Genomic DNA, 21127 nt, shown 5'->3' on the forward strand with positions numbered 1-21127 from the left:
GATCATCGCTGCACTGAATTAGTGATTTCGTGAACCTAAAGCCAATGGCAATACTATCGTTTTCCAGGTTAATCCGGCTACAATTAATCCCAGACCAACTAACCAAATTTGTTGTTCCACCCAAAAGGCTAAGATGAGACACCCGGCTAATCCTACTCCAGCTATCCATTTGGGATACAATCGTTCTTGGGCAGATAGGCGTAGGGCAGACAGGTTGGTAAGGGCATAATAAACCAAAACGGTAAACGCGCTAAATGACCAAGTTGTTTTGACATTACCAATCAGAACCAACGCCGCGATCGCAACTCCAATACAAATCACCGATATATAGGGTGTGGTTCCCGCCGCATTCAGACGCGCTACGATTCTCGGCATATCCCGACGACGCCCCATAGCCAATAGTACGCGAGATAATCCCAATATCAGGTTTAGCAATACGCCTACCATCGCCGTCATTGCACCCAGGGCGAGGAATGGGGGAACGATGGGAATCCCAAATTGGCGAGAAGCGACTTCCAAGGGGGCGGCGTTTGATTGGGTAGCGGCGCTAAGGGTATCCACACCCACAGAACCCACACCCACGGCGGCGATTGCCATATATAGGATCATGGTGATAATCATCGTCAAGATAATCGCGATCGGGATAGTGCGTCGCGGTTGATGCACCTCTTCTCCCAATGTGGCAATCCGACCATAGCCAGTATACGCCACAAACATTAAAGCACTGCCATGAAGTAAAGAGGCGATCGCACGTTTATCTGAGGTGTCGGTGGGGAAAAAGGGGGTAAAATTCCCAGGGGTGACGTGAGGTAAACCCGTGATGATAAAGATCATCAGCGAGAGTAGGGTAATGGAAACGATAATTAGGTTAGTTAGGTTAGAACGGCGAATTCCCCCTAAGACAATTAGCGTCAAGATAACGACTGTCACCAGCGCCAGGGGGACTAACCATTGAGTCGCATCCAGACGCAACGCATTTAACAAATAACCCGCAAACCCCAAAGCCGCCGTCGCTGCTGATGCTGTTTTCGCCAACAGGAACATCCAACCCGCCGTAAAGCCCAGCCAAGGGGTAAGATAGCGATACCCATATTCATAAGTTCCCCCACTAACAGAATGATTCGCTGCGAGTTGGGCGCTACTTAACCCATTACAGGCGGCGAGTAAGGCTGCGATCGCAACAGCTAAAATTACCGATGTTCCAGCGACTCCGGCGGCGATACCAATACTGACAAATACCCCGGTTCCCACCATCGAACCAAGTCCAACTAGGATAGCACCCCGAAGATCCAATTCTCGTTTTAGCGAGGGTGGCGCTTTAGATTCTGGCATAGAGACACTCCCCTGAGTAATCATTATGCCGCTTATCGTACCAACTCTAACAGAGTAGAATTTATATCGAGTGATCTACGATACAAGCGACAAGAAATGTAGGGGCGCAAGGCTTGCGCCCAGAAAGATTTTGGCGTCACCCAAATCTTTAATATACCGTAGTAAAAATGTCAATAGAATTAGGTTTCAACCCCTGATAAGCTGTCATGCATTTAAATTGGGTATTAGTAGCGAGCAAGATGCAAAGCCTGCGGCATGGCTTCGCTTAACGCACTACCATCCTTTCGCCGTTATTGATATTAAGGTTTAAATGCCGAACAGCTTACGCCCCTACTTATCCATAGTATCTAAATTCGTTTTCTGTTCCTTTAACGCTTCAATAGTGTCGCTCAAATCAACGTTATTACTAGACACTCGACTGAATGACAACCAAACGACAGCAGTCGTGAAACTGGCTCCTATAATCACCGCTAAAGGTAAAATAAAACCACTGTCAGTCACCGAAACTAACGGAATGCAAATCCCTAGCATTCCCGTAGCAAATCCCCAGATAATGGCAGTAGCGGCAAGTTTAAAGCCTGCTCCTTGTGTTTGACGTATCATAAGTTAACTCAAGTTATCAGACAATCACTATCTCCTCTGTCACAATGCGATAGTGTTCATCTCCCGCCCAAAACAATGCAGTAAATCTTCCAGATTGGGGTCAGTCAAATCATTAACCACCAACTCCGCCCCCGCCGCCATTAACGCCTGTGGTTCATGAGTCGTCGCCACACCAATCGTTAAAATTCCCGCACCGACGGCGGAACGAACGCCAGTTAAGGAATCTTCAAACGCCACGGCTGAAACCGGGGATACACCCAATAATTCTAACCCTACCTGATAAGGCATGGGATCAGGTTTACCCTTTTCCAGTTCCTCCGCTAAAACAACGGTGGTAAAGTGCTTATCTAAACCGAGAACTTGCAACATAAATTGGGCATTATCTTTCGGTGCATTTGTCACCACCGCCTGCTTCAGTTGCTTTTGATTTGCCCAATCTAACACCTCTAGCAATCCGCCTAAAGGTTTCAATTGTTTGGCGGCACGTTTCCGATATTCTGCTTCTTTATAATCCCCTAACTGTTTTCCTGCTTCTAGAGACAGATGGGGTAATAAATCCTTGACAATCGCCGCATTGAGACGACCGCTAAAATGAGTTTGGTAGAAGGCATGATCAAACTCTAAGCCATACTCGCGCAAGATATCTTGCCACGTCTGAAAATGGATAGGGTCAGTATCCGCTAAGGTGCCGTCTAAATCAAATAATAATGCCTGAAGCATAATCGATGGGGTGATAGCTGTTGCACTCCAGTCTACCGTTTAGCAACGAAATATGACAAGAACGACTCAGTTTCTGGTTAAGACTGACGTATCGTAATAAAAGGTGGGGTTTATCAAGATGGGTTTAGCCACTTTCTGCGTGGGTATCACCGATTACATTTCAACCAAACCCCTCTTTATCCCAAATCAGTATCACTGCGCCAAAGCTTTGATTTCTACCAGTATTATTCACAATGAGTGATATGATTCAATCTCAACTCACACCGCCAAAAGTATCCTACAGGATTGAATGGAAAAAACTGCCTGATGATTTTCACTTACCCGATGAACCTGTGGAGAATATTTATCATCCCTTACTCGCATCAGCACTGCAAGAGATTCTAGAAATCGCTGGCTTTATCACCGCCTCTATGCTATTCGCCTCCAACTTTGCTATCTGTGCCACTGTGGATGGCAAAATAGTGGTCAAAGCACCAGACTGGTTTTATGTTCCCAATGTGTTACCTATCGCGCCAGAAGTCACTCGTCGCAGTTATACCCCTCATACAGAGGGAGATATCCCAGCCATTGTTATGGAGTTTCTCTCTGAGACTGAACAGGGGGAATACTCAGCGAAATCGACTTATCCCTATGGAAAATGGTATTTTTATGAGCGGATTTTGCAAGTCCCAATTTATGTTATTTTTAACCCCAATGATGGGACATTAGAAGTCCATGATTTAGTAGCTGGACATTATGAATTGCGACAACCTGATGGGAATGGACGCTACTGGATTGCCGCAATGGGTTTATATTTGGGAGTTTGGTACGGCACTAAGGCAGAAATAACCTGCTATTGGTTACGGTGGCGGGACGAATCAGGAACTCTTTTACCTTGGGGAGTTGAGCGAGTGGAACAAAGTTTACAGGAAGGAGTACAACAAGGAAGAATGCAGGAAAAGTTAGCTATGATTAACCGTTTATTGATTCGCCGAATTGGTGAAATTACTCCAGATATGCAATCCCGAATTAATGGTTTATCGGCAACAGCTTTAGATGAATTAAGTGAGGCTTTATTAGATTTTACGGATATGGCAGATTTAGTCAATTGGATTGAGCAGTGTTAATTCATATCAAATATTCATACCAAATCAACCTTTATCACCCCTTTTGCCACGGCGATTAAAATCGCTGCTACACAAGCAAAGTCCGCCTGCGCGGACTAGTGCAGCGGGCATAAAAATACTTGAGCAGCTTCGTAGATACGATGAAGCAGGGGGAGCAGAGGGAGCAGGGGGAGCAGGGGGAGATATTAGCTGTTCAGTTATTTCTGCCTTCTTGCACTAGAACACCAGTCCAGTAATCGGATCATCTACTTGAATTGTGCCAAAATGCTAACAATAAGATACCAAGTCTCCGGTCTTTTGCCTTTTTACTTCTTGTTACCACTAACTGTGGTTACTGGACTGACGCCCTCGACATGATAGAACGCAACATTGGTATAATTACTGGTTCAAGATGTGAGGTGAATAAAACTTGTTGATATTAGGTCAGATTTAATTTGACGATAATTAAGTCCAATCAAGTCTTTAAAATAAATAGATGTTGGTTCTTTTAATACTGAACTATAGTCTTTGTGAATTTGAGGAGTAACCGAGGTACTATCGCTGAAAAATAGAGTATATCCGAGTACGGAAAGAGACTTTTGATTAAGGGATTGAATTAAATCCTGTGACGTTATCCCTTTTTGATTATAAAGTTGATTTAAAGCGGCATTATCTTCTGACACAATTGCTTGAAATGCCATTCGTTCATCCTCAGTAAGCTGTTGAGTAAATTTCAGCAATTTCTGCCATTCTCGTGGTAAAAATACGGATAAATTAGGTTCAATTATGGGGAAGACTGTTTCAGTTGCTATTAACTTCTGTGTTCGTAGGGTTTGCATTTGCTGTTGCAGAGTGGCATAATCAGATTCTAACTGCTGTTTAAGCTGATCTAATCGCGTCAAATCTTGAGTGAGTTGCTTTTGTTGTTGCTGTTTTTCAGTAACTTGTTGCTGCATTTGTTCCAATTCGGATTTGAGCGGAGTGAGATTTTCCTGCACTCGCTGTTGCTGTATCCGCAAGGACAAAAAAGCTTGATTCAGTTGCTCTAAACGTTGCTTTAAGCCTTGAATTTGGGTATGTAAGTCGTAAGCTTCGCCGCCTAAGTCTTGCTTACGGCGTTCGAGTGCGGCTAAGTCTTGACTAAGATGTTCGTGGTGATGCAGTTTATCGGCTATTTCAGTTTGAAGCTGTTCGAGTTCAGTATGTAAGTGATTTAAGCGAGTTTCCGCTGGCTGGATTTGAGCCGTTTTTGCCCAGAGGGATTGATTCAGTTCGCTTTGGTGTTTCTCTATCTGCTGAATTTGCGATCGCAGAATACTCACTTCCTCTAGGTGTTCCTGCTTGTGCTGTTGAATTTCACTGATTTCTTGATACAGGCTATTTCGTTGGTTATGCAGTTCAGACACGCGACTCAGAAGCTGACTCCGTTCAGTTTGTAATGCATGAATACTGGCTTCGAGTTGATGTTGGGTTTCCCTTCCCTGCATCAGTGATTCATACAGCAGGCTTTCTTCTTGCTCAAATTCTTTGATTTGATTGAGTAAAGCGTTTTTACGCTGTTTTTCTGCTTGAAGGCGTCGCCTATCCGCTACAGTAACGCCAGCATAACTTGCCACAACGGTAACGACTCCATTAACCAAGGCTTTGTTGGGGTTAACGAATAATCCCACACCCACACTGACTGTAAAAGCAACTGTACCAAGAAGCATTTGATTAACAAGTTGGTTCATTGGTCATTCGTCTTATGTCATTGGTCATACTCGCTTTCATCGAGAAGCAAGCTACGTCTTATGTCTCAAATCTAAACACAAAGAGGGCGGGTTTTGTGGATAAGTTATCGGTATACCCATCAATTAAATGGCTAAACCCGCCCCTACAATAGGATATAACTTTTGCATCCTGCTACCCTTCTACCCTATCCAAAGGACGAATCCCTAAATCAGCGCTGAGAAAATCCACAAATTGGCGGGCGCTGCGCCCAGAACGTCCATTGTGGCGGGTTGCCCATTGAATGGCACGGGATTTTAAGTCATTTTGGGGTAAGTTTATGTTGGCTTGTTGGGCTAAATGATAGACAATGTTGAGATAAGCGTCTTGGTTGGCTGGTTCAAAGGTCAGGGTTAAGCCGAAGCGATCGCTAAAGGATAATTTTTCCTGTAAGGTATCCCAGGCATGGACTTCATCATTATCGCTGGGACGAGGGCGATCGGCAAAAAATTCCCGTACTAAGTGGCGTCGATTGGAGGTGGCATAAACGACTACATTTGGGGAACGGGCGGTGACACTCCCTTCTAAGACGACTTTTAATGCCTTAAATGCATCGTCGTCTTCTTCAAAGGAAAGGTCATCTACAAAGATGATAAACTTCTGCGGTACGTCTCGCAATTGCTCCACTATCATCGGTAAGTCGTTTAAGTCAGACTTGGCAACTTCAATCAACCGCAGTCCCTGATTCTTATAGTTTTGTAATAAGCCCTTGACTAATGACGACTTTCCTGTACCACGACTGCCATAAAGCAAGACATGTAACGCCGGATAATCGGCGAGTAAAAATTCTGTATTTTTAACTAACGCGGCTTGTTGAGACTCATAACCCACCAATTGGGTTAACTGAATCGGATCAGGGTGGGCGATACCAACCAATTGACCCGACTGCCAACGCAGGGCATGATATTGGGCAAATAATCCTGTACCATGTTGCTGATAGTGGGCGGCTAATTCCTCTAGAGAGTCTGTCCAATCACTCTGTTGGTGTAGAAATGTAGGCTGCACCGTTTCCAGATTCCAGGAAACAGGCTGTAATTCTAATTGAGAGGCTTTTTGCACCCACCGACTTAGCTGTTCGACGCTGCATTCAGAAAGATTTTGCAAGGCGTGTAAATCCTGTTGAGCCGCCGTGACTAGGGCTGGGGGTAAATCTTGCAAGGCTACCCGTTGTACTTGCTGAGTAAAGGGATTATCGTCTTGGAGAATTTTCCGAATCAGATAATCTTGCCAACTTTCTCCGTGGGCGGCTAACGTTTTAAACCAGTTACCGTAAGCCACCAAGCAAGCGGTTTGCTCTGCTTCACCCTTGCTTAAGGTTTGCAAAAGATGGACAAAGGCGCGTCCCACCTCGTTACGAAGAACTGATTGATACAGTAGCAGCGACGCGGCTTGGCGTTTGAGGAATTGGCTGGAGGCGTTAGCTGGTGTTTTTGTTGATGGCATGACGCCTATTGTAGCGGATTACAGAATACACAAGGAAATTTCGTTTCTTTCCTCAACCCAAGCTATAAAAATAACAGGCTTTCTGTTCCCAGCATAATTGGTCGCTATCCTGTGATAACTGATTCGTGGTAGGCATTAGTTGTGGGTCTATGACTGTTGCCAACTGATTCAGAAAATAGTTACAGTAGTTGATATCATTTTATAATTGCACAGGCTGCAACTATGGAGCGAGAAGCTGTAACTATCCGTATTCCCGCAGATTTGCTTGAGCAAGCAAGGCAATTTCGAGAGGGCAGTGAGTCTTTTAACGAGATGGTTGTTGAAGCAATAAACCGCGAGGTGCGACGGCGGCGATCGCTGGCAGCCCATCAACGCATTGTGACTCGTAGTGCTGAAGTAGAAGCCAAAACAGGAATTCAATCCAGTTCTGTGGACTTGATTCGTCAGCTGCGATCGGGTGAGGGACGGCGTGACTAAGTGTATCGACACCAGCGTTTGGATTCCTTATTTGATACCTGAGACATTGCAACCCCAAGCCAGAAACTTTATCCTGCCCTTGCTGACATCGAATGAGCGTTTGGTTGCTCCAGCATTTGCATGGGCTGAAGTTGGTTCAGTATTGCGAAAAAAAGTAAGGTTGGGAGCAATTACCATTTCCCAGGCTGCAGGGTTTTATGATGATTTCTGCCAGATGCCTGTTGAGTACCTCGATAGCAATGCTATCCGTGCAAAAACATGGGCGCTCGCCCAACAGTTCTCTTTGGCAACTCTCTATGATGCTGCTTTTCTAGCCGTTGCCGAGCTAGAATCTGCCGAATTCTGGACAGCCGACCAATCTTTGCTCAATACGCTTACACCATGTCCAGGATATGTCCGAAAACTGGAAGCATAAATAGGGCTTGCTGAATAAGTGTTGTGGTAGGGGGAAGAGGTTCCAAAGCTCCGAGACAGGGGGCAGGAGGGAACAGTAGTGCGAGCGTCTCGCTCGCTATTGGGTCAGCTCGTAGGTATTTCATACGCGATCGCACCGCCGTAAATAGGTGAGGGCAAAGAACTCCTACACAACACTCAACACTATTGACTCAACGCCCAATAAACTGCCTAAATTGCCATCGCCCGCAAATAATGACCTGCCCGAAATGTGCCAACGGCGGTAATCGCTTCTGAAGTGCGGAATTGTCATGGAGAATTATGATGATTGAACTGACTGTCGCTATTTGTACCTACAATGGTGCGGCTCGATTGCCACAGGTTTTAGATGGCTTGGTTGCTCAGATTGACACCGAGTCCTTTGTTTGGGAAATTATTGTCATTGACAACAATAGTCGCGATCGCACCGCCGATGTTGTTCACCAGTATCAAGGATGGTGTACTCATCCCATCCACTACTATTTTGAGGCGCAACAGGGGTTAGCGTTTGCGCGACGCCTTGGGATTAAAAAGGCTCAGGGTGATTGGGTGGCGTTTCTGGATGATGATAATCTTCCCTCTCCTAATTGGGTGAGTGCGGTTTATGCTTTTGCTCAGTCACATCCCCAAGCAGGAGCTTATGGGGGTCAAATTCAGGGGGTATATGAGACAAATCCCCCGGAAAATTTTAACCGAATTGCTAGTTGTTTAGGAATTATCGATCGCGGTTCCACCCCGTTCCGCTATGATACCGATAGCCGAGGGTTATTCCCTGCGGGTGCGGGGTTGGTTGTGCGTAAGTCTGTTTGGTTAGAACATATTCCTGAGGAACCTAAGTTAACAGGGGTTTGTGGTCAATCCTTAGCTGCAAAAGGAGAAGACTTAGAGACGTTATCCTATATTAGAAATGCTGGCTGGGAAATATGGCATAATCCGGACATGGTGATTGACCATCATATTCCGCGATCGCGTTTGGAAAAAGAGTATTTATTACAGGTGTTTCGGGGGATAGGGTTGAGTCGATATCCGATTCGTCGGTTACGGTTTCCGGATTTGCCCCCAGGGTTGATGGTTCTGGTTTATCTGGTGAGTGATTGCCGCAAGCTGATAATCCACTGGATTAAGTATGGCACGGTTCTCAACACTGATATTGTGGCGGCTTGTGAAGGACAGTTGTTTTGGTATAGCTTAATTAGTCCGTTTTACCATTGGCAACAAAAGAAGCCTTAAATAGGGGAGGGGCTGCTGTTGGGAGTGGTGAGGTGAGGGGAGATGGGGGTTATGGGGGTGACAAAGACCTGTAGGGGCGACCCGCTGGAATAAATTAACACCACTCAACTTAATTGGGTCGGGTCGCCCTCTGCTCAACTTTGAGATACCGTAGGGTGGGCATTGCCCACCAGCATTAATTCAGTGGCATTCATTTTAGGTGGGTCATGCCGTAGTGCCGTGACCCAGCTACAATTGTGCAATAGATTTATGGTTAAATGGGGCGCACGCCATGCGCCCCTACAATGCTAATCCACCATTTTCGGTGGGTCATGCCGTAGGGTGCGTTACGCTTCGCTAACGCACCATTCCCATTACTCCAAGGTTTGCCGCTATAACAAACGTAGACGCCAAGAGACATCAATGAAGGGCGCACGTCGGTAATATGAGGGCGCACGTCGGTGCGCCCCTACGATAATGTCGTTTTTACACGACGCCGATTCATTTATCGACGTTCTAGCCAATGATGGTAAAATCGGCTTCTGTTAAAAGGTTGGCATTCACTCCTTTGAGCATAGCCAGCGTCTCATCTTCAAAACCAATCAGCGTATTTTTGCCATCTTGAGTAATCGATAACTGACCAAAACTTAGACCCTCGGCTAAGCCAATTAAATCCTCACCCTCTTGGAAGTCTACGATTGTATCGGTTCCTTCGTTTATGGCGAGGATAAAGGTATCGCTACCGCTACCGCCAGAGAAGTCATCCCCAGTTAAAGTATCGTTACCGAGTCCACCACGCAGGATGTCATCCCCATCATCCCCCCAGATTTGGTCATCCCCGGCTTCACCAAAGAGTTGGTCATTACCGCCTTTGCCACCGATGCGATCGCTCCCAGCACCACCGAAGATGATATCATCGCCACCGATATCGACTTGGGGGGAACGCTGGTTTAAGTCACCGCGTAAGACATCATCCCCGTCACCGCCGAAGATTTGATCATTTTCTAAACCGCCAGCAATGGTGTCATTACCGCCGAATCCGTTAATGCGATCGCTCTCTGGAGTGCCAACTAAGGTATCGTTATTAGGGGTGCCATCTATGGGCGGTTGACCGGAGTCGAAGGTAAGGGTAGTGGTGGCGATGGTACTGAGATTACTGTGAGCTTCTCCGTCGTTAACCACAAATTCAATAATCCGGTCTGTGGTGTCGGGGGTGGTGGCGGTATTGTTATAGGTGACGGTGCGTAGGACTTGTTGGTAATTGGCAACGGTATCTTCACCGCTGAGGATGAGGGTGCGAAGAATCGGATCGTAATTGGCGGTGATATTGGTATTACTGGTATCAGCCGCGAGGATTTCCGCTGCACCATCTTGGAGATTGGTGATTTTGACCGTAGCGTTGGCGAGGGTGGTGCTGTTGGCGTCAGTTAAGGTTAAGTTATCAGTATCGGCGATCGAGACAGCACTTCCGGTAAAAGTGGTGGTAAAATCAATGCCTGTATCATTGCCGTTGAGGTCGAGTTCTGGTGAAGTATTGCCAAACACCACATAGGTTTCCCCTGCACGAAAGTTACCGTTGGGGTCAGCATCACCTGTAGCTATAATCAGGTCATCAATACCATCCCCATTGACATCTCCAGCAGAGCTGACAGAAAGACCTGATATGTCAAATTCATCAATGCCGTTGATCACAAAACCGTTGCTACCATCCAGTTGAGACAGGTTGAAAGTGGCATCAAAACCCCCGCTTTGACCAAACACCACATAAGTTTCCCCTGCTTCAGAGTTGCCGTTGGGGTCAGCAGAAGGTGCGCCAATAATCAGGTCATCAATACCATCCCCATTGACATCTCCAGCAGAGCTGACTGACAAACCTGAGCGGTCAAATTCATCAATACCGTTGAGGACAAAGCCATTGCTACCATCCAGTTGAGATAAGTTGAAAGAGGCATCGAAACCCCCGCTTTGACCAAAGACAATGTAGGTTTCTCCTGCAAAACGAATGCCGTTAGGATCAGCAGAAGATGCACTAATAATTAGGTCATCAATGCCATCACCATTGATATCTCCAGCACCGCTGACTGACAAACCTGAGCGGTCAAATTCATCAATACCGTTGATGACAAAGCCGTTATTACCGTTGAGAGAGGACAGGTCAAGGCTGGCAACAGTAAAGCTACTGCTACCGAAGATTACATAGCTTTCCCCTGCACCATAGATGCCGTTGGGGTCAGCTTCTGGTGCACTGATAATGATGTCATTGATGCCGTCGTCGTTCACATCTCCGGCATTGCTCACCGACCAACCTAATCCGTCACCTGCATCAACGCCGTTGATGACGAAGCCGTTGCTACCATCCAGTTGAGACAGGTTAAAAGAGGCATCGAAACCCCCGCTCTGACCAAAGACAATGTAGGTTTCTCCTGCTCCAGAGATGCCGTTGGGGTCAGCAGAAGGTGCGCCAATAATCAGGTCATCAATGCCATCACCATTGATATCTCCGGCTCCACTGACTCGATGACCTGAGAAGTCATCTATATCAACGCCGTTGAGGACAAAGCCATTGCTACCATCCAGTTGAGATAAGTTGGAAGAGGCATCGAAACCCCCGCTTTGACCAAAGACAATGTAGGTTTCTCCTGCAAAACGAATGCCGTTAGGATCAGCAGAAGGTGCACCAATAATCAGGTCATCAATGCCATCCCCATTGACATCTCCAGCAGAGCTGACAGAAAAACCTGATTGGTCAAACTCATCAATACCGTTGAGGACAAAGCCGTTGCTACCATCCATTTGAGACAAGTTGAACGATGAGTTAGGGGCAAGGTTCAAAAACGTCAGGATGGTTTTAGCCACTGTGGTATTGTTAATTTTTCCGAGTTCATCACTTACTAAAAACTCAATGATGCGCTCTGTCAAATCCGGTGTTGAGGCGGTATTGTTATAGGTGAGAGTCCGCAAAACTTGCTGGTAATTAGCAACGGTATCTTCACCACTGAGAGTAAGTGTGCCATTACTAGGATTGTAGCTAGCACTAATATTAGTGCCACCTGTGTTGGCATCTAGAATTTCAGCCCCAACATCTTGAAGATTACCTATTTTAACTGTTGCTTTTTCAAGAGTTGTTGAGTCAGGGTCAGTTAAAGTCAGGTTGGTGCGATCCACAATGGGAGCCGCGACTTCAAGGAAAGTCAAGAAGGCAGCAAAATCAGTACCTGCCATGTCGCCGTTGAAGTCTAGCTCTGGGGGGTTGTTGGCGTTACCAAACACAATGTACGTTACACCTGCACCCAGGATACCGTTGGGGTCAGCAGAAGGTGCGCCGATAATCAGGTCATCAATGCCATCATCATTAATATCTCCAGCTCCACTGACTGAAGAGCCTGGTTCGCCAATCTCACCAATGCCATCAATGCCGTTAATGATAAAGCCGTTGTTACCATCCAGTTGAGACAGATTGAAAGAAGCATCGAAATCCCCTTTTTTACCAAATACAATGTAGGCTTCACCCGCATCATAGATGTTAGTTTCAGCATAATGTGCGCCGATAATTAGGTCATCAATCCCATCACCATTGATATCTCCAGCTCCACTGACTGAAGAGCCTGATTCGTCAAATTCATCAATGCCGTTAATGATAAAGCCGTTGCTACCATCCAGTTGAGACAGATTGAAAGAAGCATCAAAACCTCCTTCTTTACCAAACACAATGTAGGTTTCTCCTGCATCATAGACATTGGTGTCAGCCTCAGGTGCGCCGATAATCAGGTCATCAATCCCATCCCCATTAATATCTCCGGCAGTATTGACTGAGGAGCCTGAGAAGTCAAATTCATCAATGCCGTTGAGGACAAAGCCGTTGCTACCATCCAGTTGAGACAGGTTGAAAGAAGCATCAAAACCTCCTTCTTTACCAAACACAATGTAGGTTTCCCCTGCCAAGTCGTTACCATTTGGGCGAGCATAAGGTGCGCTGATAATAATGTCATCAATCCCATCACCATTGATATCTCCGGCAACACTGACCAAACGACCAGAGCTGGCGTTGATGACGAAGCCGTTGCTACCATCCAGTTGAGACAGGTCGAAAGTGGCATTAAAACCTTCACTCTGACCAAACACAATGTAGACCTCTGTATTACCTGTGCCAATAATCAGGTCATCAATACCATCACCATTAATATCTCCAGCTCCGCTGACTGAATAACCCAACAAGTCATCTACATCAATGCCATTGATGACAAAGCCATTGTTACCATCCAGTTGAGACAGGTCAACAGAAGCACCAAAACTCTCATTTTGACCAAACACTACGTAGGTTTCCCCTGCCGAGCGCTTACCATTAGGGTTAGCCCACCGTGCGCCAATAATCACATCATCAATCCGATCACCATTGATATCTCCTCCACTAACTGAACGACCTAAGAAGGCACGCTCATCAATACCGTTGAGGACAAAGCCGTTGTTACCATCTAGTTGAGATAGGTCAAGAGTGGCATTAAAGCCTCCACTCTGACCAAACACGACGTAGGTTTCCCCTGCACCAAAAATGCTAGAGACGCCATCGGATCTAGTATAAGGTGCGCCGATAATCGCGTCATCAATGCCATCCCCATTGATATCTCCAGCTCCGCTGACAGAAATACCTAAGCGGTCACCCTCATCAATGCCGTTGATGACGAAGCCATTACTACCGTTAAGTTCAGAAAGGTTGAAAGATGCAGCTAACATAGTAAATTTCTTCGTCAGGTTTCAGTTACTGTATTACTTTTGTTCAACAGAACCAATCCTCACCACACGCCGAATTTCATCCGTTTTAAACCCAACTGCCATCGGACGCCGCATTCCTGGCAACACCGCCACGTCATACAATTCCGTGACTATCCCTTCAATTCGCAGCCAATGGACAATATCCCCACTCCGCAAATCAATCACGAATAACCCACAGCGAGGTTCAGCTTGCTTACTCTCTAACCGCTCATCCAACGCCAAACCCGAAAACGTGCGATTTTCCCTGGGTTTCGACAACCCGACAACAGCAAAATCCCCACTAAACGCCAACCCGCGCAAATAACCCGGACAAAACGCCACTGACTCAAACTCTCCCCGACTCAAATCAACATACCCAAACTCCCCTGTGCCAGAATTGAGCAACCAGAGTTTATCCCGATACAGTCGCGGGGAATGAGGCATCGATAACCCCGTGACAATCACCTGATTCCTCCCCACATCCACCACACAACCCCCATCATGCCGTTTATCCCGCCAGCCATCAGCAACATCCGACTGACTCACGGCTGTCACATACTTCGGTTCTCCCTCTCGCATCGCCAAACCATTCAAATGACACCGATCTTCCGCCGCCAGCTTAGAAATAAACGGTGGTTGCCATAAGGGGATAAAACTGTGGGTTTCGCTGACTGTGGCTAAACAGCTAAATAAGGTATTGACAAAAATGGGGTAATCTCCCCCAGCCCTGCTTTTTAAGGGGGGAGCAACCACCGCCACATCATGGACATCTAAATCCCCCGTCACATAACCCACTTGCGGCACATAAAGACAGTCATACCCGTTGTGAATTTGTCCGGCTTCTAGAACATTTTCAAATCGCCATACCTGATAGAGTGAACTCAAATAAAGGGTGGAGCCATGAACACACAACCCCATACATCGCTCAAAGGTGCGCTCAAAGATTGATAACTGTCCCGTTGGCTGTACTCCAATAAAAAATACCTTGCCAGCTTGATAGGTAGTAAAAGCCAGACTGAGATGTTGCTCGGCTAACCAAGCCGTGAATTGCCGGGAACCCGTTATTTCTAAGGACGGGGAATTCGTTGAGGATAATGGCGATTGATGCACCATGAACCTTGTACTCTCGATGAAAGCCACAAACGTTGTTCGTTATTTATATTAGGAGTAATCGGCAACCAAAAATTAGTCAACAGGAAATCTTTACTGAATCTTCATACAGAAAGCTGAATTTTTCTCTGGCTATATTAACAGATTTTGTGTTTTGTAAAATTTAGTGAAATATTAGCTGTATTATTTCAATTAAATGATATGAGAAAAAATACGACATTAGCTCTGCCGCACATCTAAGCTGTTTGGCATTTAAACCATAACGTCAATAATCGTTCCCCTTGTGGTAGTGCGATCCAGGCAGCTCGCTACTAATATCTAAGACACCCAGGAGGCGCGATCGCGAATTAATACTGATATCCTCGACAAGGGAATACTGACAAGGGTGCAACCTAGCATCACCCAGGAGACGCGATCGCGAATTAATGCTGATATCCTCGACAAGGGAATACTGACAAAGGTTTTGGTGGCATCACCCAGGAGACGCGATCGCGAATTAATCCAGAAAACGTTTCCTGTCTATCTACTATCTTTAACAGGACTAGGTATAAGGAAAGCCAGAACCCTCCTCCTGCCAAGAAATCACCCTGACGTTGTAAAGCGTTTCGATCCAAACCTTAGCACCACATTGGGGACTATCGGGACGATAAACAACCCGGCATCCTCCCGGTATTTCCACCTCATGACCATAGACGTTCCTCTTGCCCTTTTGGGTCGCCTGCTCATTCGCCCCCATCACAGCTGCGGCGTCGCACCACTTCTTCACCGTAATCACTGGCTGGTGTGAGTTATGTTTATGATTTTGTCGAATTCTGTGTGAATTAACGTGAATGATTGTTTTCGCGGGCTTTCGGGGATTGCGCCAACGCGGAGCCGGACCTCTTTTCCCTCGCTGAATCAGCGGTTTGCCATTAAATAGAGGCATTAACCACATTCTCCCAGTCTTGTAAGCGCCTTCCACTCTACCAGCAAGCAGTAGGACTCGCAGCCGAGCCGTGGAGATATTTAAAATTTTAGCCGCTTGGGTTGTACCGACAATCATGTTAACTATAAGGATAGCGTAATAGTTTTGAGTAAGTCACGTTTCTATGGCTGGACAATTTCCGCCGATTTATTTCTATATCCCCCAACCCTATTGGCAGGATAATTTCCCCGATCGCGCGGATGAAAATTGGCAGGGATTTGGTTTGGGTATTTATGCTTGGACTCTACAAACTTACCTACGTCTCAAAGCGGATGGGTTTCCCTGTGAATTAGTTCAGGAATTCCCCGATGCAGGAATTGTTCTCATCCATCGCAACGCCTTAAGAACCCATAATGATACCCTGAAACCGGGACGAAATGTCCTCCTGATCTGCCTCAAAGCCGAACTGAGACAATACCCTTATGCTCAACTCCATCTTGTCCAAAATCCCCTGGAGACTCAAATAACGACAAACAGCTATTATATCCCCCATTGGACTCAACCGGGCTTAATTCCACGAGATCCAGCACGAGGCGATCGCGTGGAAACTGTTGCCTTTTTCGGACATGAGATGAACCTCGCCCCCGAATTACTCCACCCCTCTTGGCAAAAACACCTCGATACCCTGGGTTTACAGTGGCAACCCATAATTAACCGTAATCACTGGAGTGACTATCATGATATTCATCCCCAATCCCATGATTACAGTCAAGTCGATGTCATTGTCGCCGTGCGTCGGTTTAATCACCGCCCTAATATCCCACGTCACCCCTACCTGCACAAACCCGCAACTAAACTTTATAACGCTTGGCTAGCCGGAGTTCCAGCAGTTTTGGGGGTTGAATCTGCCTATCAAGCGGAACGCACCTCACCCCAAGACTATCTGGAAGTGACCTCTTTAGAAGAAACCCTTTCGGCTTTGAAACAATTAAAAGGCGATCGCAGGTTGTATCAGGCGATGGTGAACCAGGGAAAATATCGCGCTGCCACGATACACCCTGGTGTAACTACAGCAAAGTGGCGCAAGTTTCTCACTGATATAGCCATTCCCGCTTACTATCACTGGTGCAATCAATCTCGGTTCTCTCAACACCTCAGTTTCCAACGCAACGCCCTAATTTTTAACCTAGAACGAGTCAATCAGAAGATACTGAATAAAGTACAAATGACAAATGACAAATGACAAATGACTAATAACCAATGACCAAACTCTTTTATTACCACCGTCGAGATCGCTTAAACAACTTTGGTGATGCGCTCAATCCCTGGTTATGGCATCAATTGCTGCCGGATTTCTTTGATCAGGATGAAACAACCATTTTTGTGGGAATTGGCACATTACTCAATAGTCTACTCCCCCATCGCCTCCCCAAAGCGGAGCGAGTGATTATTTTTAGTTCAGGTGTTGGGTATGAAAAACCTCTCTCTGTAATTCCAGCATCATGGAAAATTTACTCTGTTCGAGGACCATTATCCGCTCAATCTCTAGGTTTACCCGCTAATTTAGCGGTAGCCGATGGTGCTATTTTAATCAAACGCCTCTTTAAAAGTACGGGAAATAAAACCCATCGCTTTGGGTTTATCCCCCATATCCATCATGCAACTTATGCAGATACAATATGGCAATCAATCTGCTCAGATATTGGATTTAAGTATATCGATCCCCGTGACTCAGTGGCGCAAATTTTGTCAGATATTGACCAAACCCAGGTGCTATTAGCCGAAGCCATGCATGGTGCGATCGCGGCGGATGCGCTACGAGTTCCCTGGATTCCAGTACATACTAGCGCCAGAATTCTTGCCTTCAAATGGCAGGATTGGTGTGCATCCATGAATGTGGACTATCACCCCTGGTATATTTCCCCTCTGATTCACGCCTATCCACCTGTCGCACGGGGTATTCGTTCCTCCATGAGGGCGACTCGTCATTGGTTCAATTGGCTCAAACAAAATCCCTGGAATGGCTTAAACTATATCGGGGGAGATCAAGAATCAGTTACAATGCAGCTTATCCGTATCGCTCAAACTGCCCAGCCAAGGTTAAGCGATGAGCAGCAACTTGAACAACGTATTACGGAATTAGAAGAAAAATTACATCAATTAAGCAATGAGTGTGGCAAGCCCCTTGGTTAAGCTGTTTGGCATTTAAACCGTAATATCAAGAATGGGGAAATTTTTGTAGTGTGAGCATCTTGCTCACTACCTATACCCAATTTAAATACATGACAGCTTACCAAGCCCCTAGGATTGACTCAACGTCAAATAAACTGCCCAAATTGCCATCGCCCGCAGATAATGACCTGCCCGAAATGTGCCAACAGGTGTAATCGCTTCTGGGGTGCGGAATTGTAACCCATTTTCATAGACTTGTCTCACCACTGATTCAGTTAGTTTTAACGCTTCATCCTTCATCCCCAATTGAATTAAAAATGCCGCTAGTCCAAAATTAATCCCTGTCCACACTTCTAGGGGATGCGTCGCATCGGGATGTTCGGGAGAACCATCGGGTTTTACGCCATTGGCTGCACCAAATTGGGCATTATGGAACTTTAAGAAACAAGACTCGTACACCGTTTTTAATGCCGACTGGGTGCATTCTGGCGGAACAATATCCGGTAACCCTAATAATTGGGCATAGAACTGACCACAAAGTTGATCTGCCATCACCACATCGGAATCACTGTCGCTATCTAGGCGATAATATTGACCATTCCAGAGTTTTTCTTGATAAATGGGTTGTGCCTGTTGCAGCCATTTATGGTAAGTGTTCAGGGTGTGTTGAATCGACTCCGGATCAGGCAGATTAATAGCAGAAACCAGGGTGTAATTATCCAAGAGAATCTGTGCGATCGCGCTTGCTGCTTCTAAGGCGGCTAACCATAACCCACCACAGTAAGCACTAACGCCCTGCAACTGCCAATCATCAAACGTCTGATCCGGTGCGCCAGAGTTTTCCGGAATCCCATCCCCATCGTGATCAAAGGATTTCAGATATGCCAACGCCCTAACAATGGCTGACCAACATTCGGCTAAAAACTCAATATCTTTTGACCCCGTAAATACAAAAGTCCGATACACCTGCAAGACAAAATCACAGGGTAAATCTTTCCACTGATTGCAATCTTGATAACTGGTATAATTAGTTTTCTCCCAAGGATGTTCATTGGCTGCGCCTAAATCATGGGGTGTCGCATCAGCGGCTTTACGAATGGCTGTGGCTTGGTTGTAGCCAATAATTCGAGGCGTATCATCACTCGTGGGAATTGCCCGGGCAAAGGCTTCCAGTACCGCTTTATCCAATCTTGACCACAGCATCGCCAGGGCAAAAGACCCATACAGCCGCACATCTAAACTTTCGTACCAACGATAATCAAAAGATTCCAAAACCCCGAACTTACCCACAGGATCACGTTCATTTGCCGAACTCCAAATTGTCCCCCCAGCCGATAACAAATACAATTCATTAAACAGCGCCATCTTAAACCAATTCGGTAAATCATGACGCTGTAAAATGGGATTTTGCCAGGATAAAATTCTCTCTTGCCAAAGGTCAGAATGTTTAAGGGCGGTGCGAACCATTGACCAGGCATTATTCCCGGTGCGTCCAAAGAAATCCGTATAACGGCGGTAATATTTAACCCCAGAAGCAAACTCAGTTACCGGAAAATCCCAAGCCAGGATAAACGGGATTTTGCGGGTTCTACCTGGGCGCAGTCTTACCCGTACCGCGATCGCACCTGCAATTTGTTCTCCGGGTTCAGCGGGGGTTTCATCTTGCACATCACTGAGACTCCCGTCACTGGCAAAGGTATTCCACACCTCTGACCCATCGCCTGTGGGATTCCAGCGACAGTGATAGAATACCTCCTGACTGGGATTCGTCACCGTAGCAAAACAGAGTTGTCCTTCGCCTTCTTCAATTTCATCCCGCAACCTCACCCGATCTAACAGACAACCCACGCGGAAATTATCCACAATCCATTGATTATAATTCCCGGTGCTATTGCCCCAACGGGGTTGATACTCGTAAACTGGACTCCCATCATCCCGTACTTGAACTTGAGGATGCTGAATTGCGTTAGTAAACCAGCCCACCATATTCTGCCAGGTAAGCATAATACTTAAGGTAATCGGCTGATCGGTGGGATTATGGGCAGTCCATTCAAACACCGCCACCGGATAACTGCTTTCCTGATAACAATCCGCCCAAATTGGCGAGAACTGTTGGCAAGTTAATTCCGTTTGAAATACATTCTCATAGACAAACCAACTGCGGGGATAAAGGGCGTGATAGGTTCCCGTTCGTAGAGACGCGCCATGGCGCGTCTCTACATTAGGCGACGTGGGATACCATTGCCATTTACCCAAACTGCCATCCTCTGGGGGTTCAGTGCAAAGGGCATAAGCTTGGGCGTCTTGGTTTTCTGGCTGTTCAAAGACGCTAAACTGACAGGCGGGTAGACGTTTAAAGGTATGTTCTCCCCCATCCAGATGCCATAGATTAAAATCCCCCCGTGGCGATCGCCCTAAACAACCTGCGCCAAATCCACCCAGGGGCATACCATGCCAGGGTCCATCATCCAGATTACTGGCATAGCGTACTTTGTAGGGATGCTCCCAGCCCTGTCCAATCGGACGTTGCCAGGTACTCTCAGGGATAGTTGGGCGCGGTGGTTGATAGATCATGCTTTCGATCTTACGGCGTAGTGGGTCGCTTGGACTATTTTGGATCAATCTGTAGAGACGCGCCATGGCGCTTAACACAGGTTCGTTCGTAGTTGCGCTTTAGCGCCCTAAGCGCTGTTATCGTTAACTACAAACGCTTAATTCAGTTATGCCCATTGAGTTCGTGTGCGTCGGATGTTGATCAACCACCCAAATTTTAGTCAGCTTTAAGTCTTGCTTTGCGATCGCACTTTGTCTCTCCAATCCAATTAAACCGCGATCGCCCCAGCAGGTGGTATTGCAGTTTTATGCATTACATCGGTAAGGGCGCAAGGATGGTGCCCCTACATTCGGGTGTACCTCATCTGCTTGGGAACCGCAATATATGCTCAAATGGGAAATATTGATGTGTGGGGACCCTTGGCGTTTATTGGTCTTTCTCAAGTACGGGAAACGGCAGTATTTAGTGGTATTCCTTTAACTGAAAGGCTAGAGGAGCGTATCTGTGGGGTTTGGGTGGTGAATATTGAAACAGGACAAACTGGGGTCTCTACAAATCCATAGTGTTCTA

16 protein-coding genes and 1 pseudogene are annotated in these 21127 nt (G+C 46.4%); 7 read left to right on the top strand and 10 right to left on the bottom strand.

All coding sequences use genetic code 11. The features are described 5' to 3' along the window. Nucleotides 1–18: 18 nt before the first annotated feature. From MC7420_RS03370 to MC7420_RS03380, 3 genes are all read right to left on the bottom strand, one after another. Nucleotides 19–1332 carry an APC family permease gene (locus MC7420_RS03370; protein WP_044204712.1) on the bottom strand — a complete coding sequence of 438 codons (1314 nt, stop codon included), beginning with the start codon at nucleotides 1330–1332 and terminating at the stop codon, nucleotides 19–21. Between the two features lie 330 nt (nucleotides 1333–1662). Further along, nucleotides 1663–1935 (bottom strand): hypothetical protein, encoded by a 273-nt coding sequence (locus MC7420_RS03375; protein WP_006098514.1) that lies wholly within the window; start codon nucleotides 1933–1935, stop codon nucleotides 1663–1665. A 39-nt stretch (nucleotides 1936–1974) separates the two neighbouring features. Next, a complete protein-coding gene (locus MC7420_RS03380) occupies nucleotides 1975–2655 on the bottom strand; it encodes an HAD family hydrolase (RefSeq protein ID WP_006098400.1) in 681 nt (226 codons plus the stop codon). Between the two features lie 242 nt (nucleotides 2656–2897). On the opposite strand from MC7420_RS03380, the gene MC7420_RS03385 reads away from it, so the two are divergent. Continuing rightward, nucleotides 2898–3761, top strand: coding sequence for a DUF4351 domain-containing protein (locus MC7420_RS03385; RefSeq protein WP_006098626.1), 864 nt, complete (start codon nucleotides 2898–2900; stop codon nucleotides 3759–3761). A gap of 386 nt (nucleotides 3762–4147) precedes the next feature. Here MC7420_RS03385 and MC7420_RS03390 read toward each other — a convergent pair whose 3' ends face one another. Next, a complete protein-coding gene (locus MC7420_RS03390; RefSeq protein WP_044204713.1) occupies nucleotides 4148–5470 on the bottom strand; it encodes a hypothetical protein in 1323 nt (440 codons plus the stop codon). Between the two features lie 172 nt (nucleotides 5471–5642). Then, complete coding sequence (locus MC7420_RS03395) at nucleotides 5643–6950, bottom strand: ATP-binding protein (protein ID WP_006098351.1); 1308 nt, start codon at nucleotides 6948–6950, stop codon at nucleotides 5643–5645. A 222-nt stretch (nucleotides 6951–7172) separates the two neighbouring features. On the opposite strand from MC7420_RS03395, the gene MC7420_RS03400 reads away from it, so the two are divergent. The 3 genes from MC7420_RS03400 to hpsE all read left to right on the top strand — a co-directional run bounded on the left by MC7420_RS03400 (nucleotide 7173) and on the right by hpsE (nucleotide 9089). Beyond that, a complete protein-coding gene (locus tag MC7420_RS03400; protein WP_006098747.1) occupies nucleotides 7173–7427 on the top strand; it encodes a YlcI/YnfO family protein in 255 nt (84 codons plus the stop codon). Beyond that, a complete protein-coding gene (locus MC7420_RS03405) occupies nucleotides 7420–7842 on the top strand; it encodes a type II toxin-antitoxin system VapC family toxin (protein WP_044204716.1) in 423 nt (140 codons plus the stop codon). The genes MC7420_RS03400 and MC7420_RS03405 overlap by 8 nt, the downstream gene beginning before the upstream one ends. Nucleotides 7843–8141: 299 nt before the next feature. Continuing rightward, on the top strand, nucleotides 8142–9089 hold the full coding sequence (hpsE, locus tag MC7420_RS03410; RefSeq protein WP_315897214.1) for a hormogonium polysaccharide biosynthesis glycosyltransferase HpsE: 948 nt from the start codon (nucleotides 8142–8144) through the stop codon (nucleotides 9087–9089). A gap of 495 nt (nucleotides 9090–9584) precedes the next feature. Here hpsE and MC7420_RS42235 read toward each other — a convergent pair whose 3' ends face one another. The 4 genes from MC7420_RS42235 to MC7420_RS03425 all read right to left on the bottom strand — a co-directional run bounded on the left by MC7420_RS42235 (nucleotide 9585) and on the right by MC7420_RS03425 (nucleotide 15969). Then, nucleotides 9585–13799, bottom strand: a complete 4215-nt coding sequence (locus tag MC7420_RS42235) for a beta strand repeat-containing protein (protein WP_006098672.1) — start codon at nucleotides 13797–13799, stop codon at nucleotides 9585–9587. A gap of 33 nt (nucleotides 13800–13832) precedes the next feature. Continuing rightward, nucleotides 13833–14930, bottom strand: a complete 1098-nt coding sequence (locus MC7420_RS03420) for a TIGR03032 family protein (protein WP_006098534.1) — start codon at nucleotides 14928–14930, stop codon at nucleotides 13833–13835. 315 nt (nucleotides 14931–15245) lie between these two features. Further along, on the bottom strand, nucleotides 15246–15371 hold the full coding sequence (locus MC7420_RS43190) for a hypothetical protein (RefSeq protein ID WP_269546244.1): 126 nt from the start codon (nucleotides 15369–15371) through the stop codon (nucleotides 15246–15248). Nucleotides 15372–15468: 97 nt separating this feature from the next. Next, nucleotides 15469–15969 carry a hypothetical protein gene (locus MC7420_RS03425; RefSeq protein WP_044204719.1) on the bottom strand — a complete coding sequence of 167 codons (501 nt, stop codon included), beginning with the start codon at nucleotides 15967–15969 and terminating at the stop codon, nucleotides 15469–15471. Nucleotides 15970–16015: 46 nt separating this feature from the next. Between MC7420_RS03425 and MC7420_RS03430 the strand changes: the two genes are divergently transcribed. Further along, nucleotides 16016–17074 (top strand): hypothetical protein, encoded by a 1059-nt coding sequence (locus tag MC7420_RS03430; RefSeq protein ID WP_006098717.1) that lies wholly within the window; start codon nucleotides 16016–16018, stop codon nucleotides 17072–17074. A gap of 17 nt (nucleotides 17075–17091) precedes the next feature. After that, the gene (locus MC7420_RS03435; protein WP_006098507.1) at nucleotides 17092–18024 is read left to right on the top strand and encodes a polysaccharide pyruvyl transferase family protein; all 933 of its coding nucleotides are present in this window, start codon (nucleotides 17092–17094) and stop codon (nucleotides 18022–18024) included. Nucleotides 18025–18132: 108 nt separating this feature from the next. On the opposite strand, the gene MC7420_RS03440 is transcribed toward MC7420_RS03435, so the two are convergent. Beyond that, the gene (locus MC7420_RS03440; protein ID WP_006098540.1) at nucleotides 18133–20577 is read right to left on the bottom strand and encodes a GH116 family glycosyl hydrolase; all 2445 of its coding nucleotides are present in this window, start codon (nucleotides 20575–20577) and stop codon (nucleotides 18133–18135) included. A 381-nt stretch (nucleotides 20578–20958) separates the two neighbouring features. On the opposite strand from MC7420_RS03440, the pseudogene MC7420_RS36475 reads away from it, so the two are divergent. Beyond that, nucleotides 20959–21096: pseudogene (locus tag MC7420_RS36475) on the top strand (DUF4915 domain-containing protein); the annotation flags it as partial. Nucleotides 21097–21127 lie beyond the last annotated feature (31 nt).

Source organism: Coleofasciculus chthonoplastes PCC 7420, from assembly GCF_000155555.1.
Classification (GTDB): Bacteria; Cyanobacteriota; Cyanobacteriia; order Cyanobacteriales; family Coleofasciculaceae; genus Coleofasciculus; species Coleofasciculus chthonoplastes_A.

Bases quoted from the DNA above. Each gene is read 5' to 3' on its own strand.
- MC7420_RS03375 (WP_006098514.1), bottom strand. From the start codon at position 1,935: ATGATACGTCAAACACAAGGAGCAGGCTTTAAACTTGCCGCTACTGCC.
- MC7420_RS42235 (WP_006098672.1), bottom strand. From the start codon at position 13,799: ATGTTAGCTGCATCTTTCAACCTTTCTGAACTTAACGGTAGTAATGGC.
- hpsE (WP_315897214.1), top strand. From the start codon at position 8,142: ATGATGATTGAACTGACTGTCGCTATTTGTACCTACAATGGTGCGGCT.
- MC7420_RS03370 (WP_044204712.1), bottom strand. From the start codon at position 1,332: ATGCCAGAATCTAAAGCGCCACCCTCGCTAAAACGAGAATTGGATCTT.
- MC7420_RS03380 (WP_006098400.1), bottom strand. From the start codon at position 2,655: ATGCTTCAGGCATTATTATTTGATTTAGACGGCACCTTAGCGGATACT.
- MC7420_RS03385 (WP_006098626.1), top strand. From the start codon at position 2,898: ATGATTCAATCTCAACTCACACCGCCAAAAGTATCCTACAGGATTGAA.
- MC7420_RS03440 (WP_006098540.1), bottom strand. From the start codon at position 20,577: ATGATCTATCAACCACCGCGCCCAACTATCCCTGAGAGTACCTGGCAA.
- MC7420_RS03420 (WP_006098534.1), bottom strand. From the start codon at position 14,930: ATGGTGCATCAATCGCCATTATCCTCAACGAATTCCCCGTCCTTAGAA.
- MC7420_RS03390 (WP_044204713.1), bottom strand. From the start codon at position 5,470: ATGAACCAACTTGTTAATCAAATGCTTCTTGGTACAGTTGCTTTTACA.
- MC7420_RS03430 (WP_006098717.1), top strand. From the start codon at position 16,016: ATGGCTGGACAATTTCCGCCGATTTATTTCTATATCCCCCAACCCTAT.
- MC7420_RS03400 (WP_006098747.1), top strand. From the start codon at position 7,173: ATGGAGCGAGAAGCTGTAACTATCCGTATTCCCGCAGATTTGCTTGAG.
- MC7420_RS03435 (WP_006098507.1), top strand. From the start codon at position 17,092: ATGACCAAACTCTTTTATTACCACCGTCGAGATCGCTTAAACAACTTT.
- MC7420_RS03395 (WP_006098351.1), bottom strand. From the start codon at position 6,950: ATGCCATCAACAAAAACACCAGCTAACGCCTCCAGCCAATTCCTCAAA.
- MC7420_RS03425 (WP_044204719.1), bottom strand. From the start codon at position 15,969: ATGATTGTCGGTACAACCCAAGCGGCTAAAATTTTAAATATCTCCACG.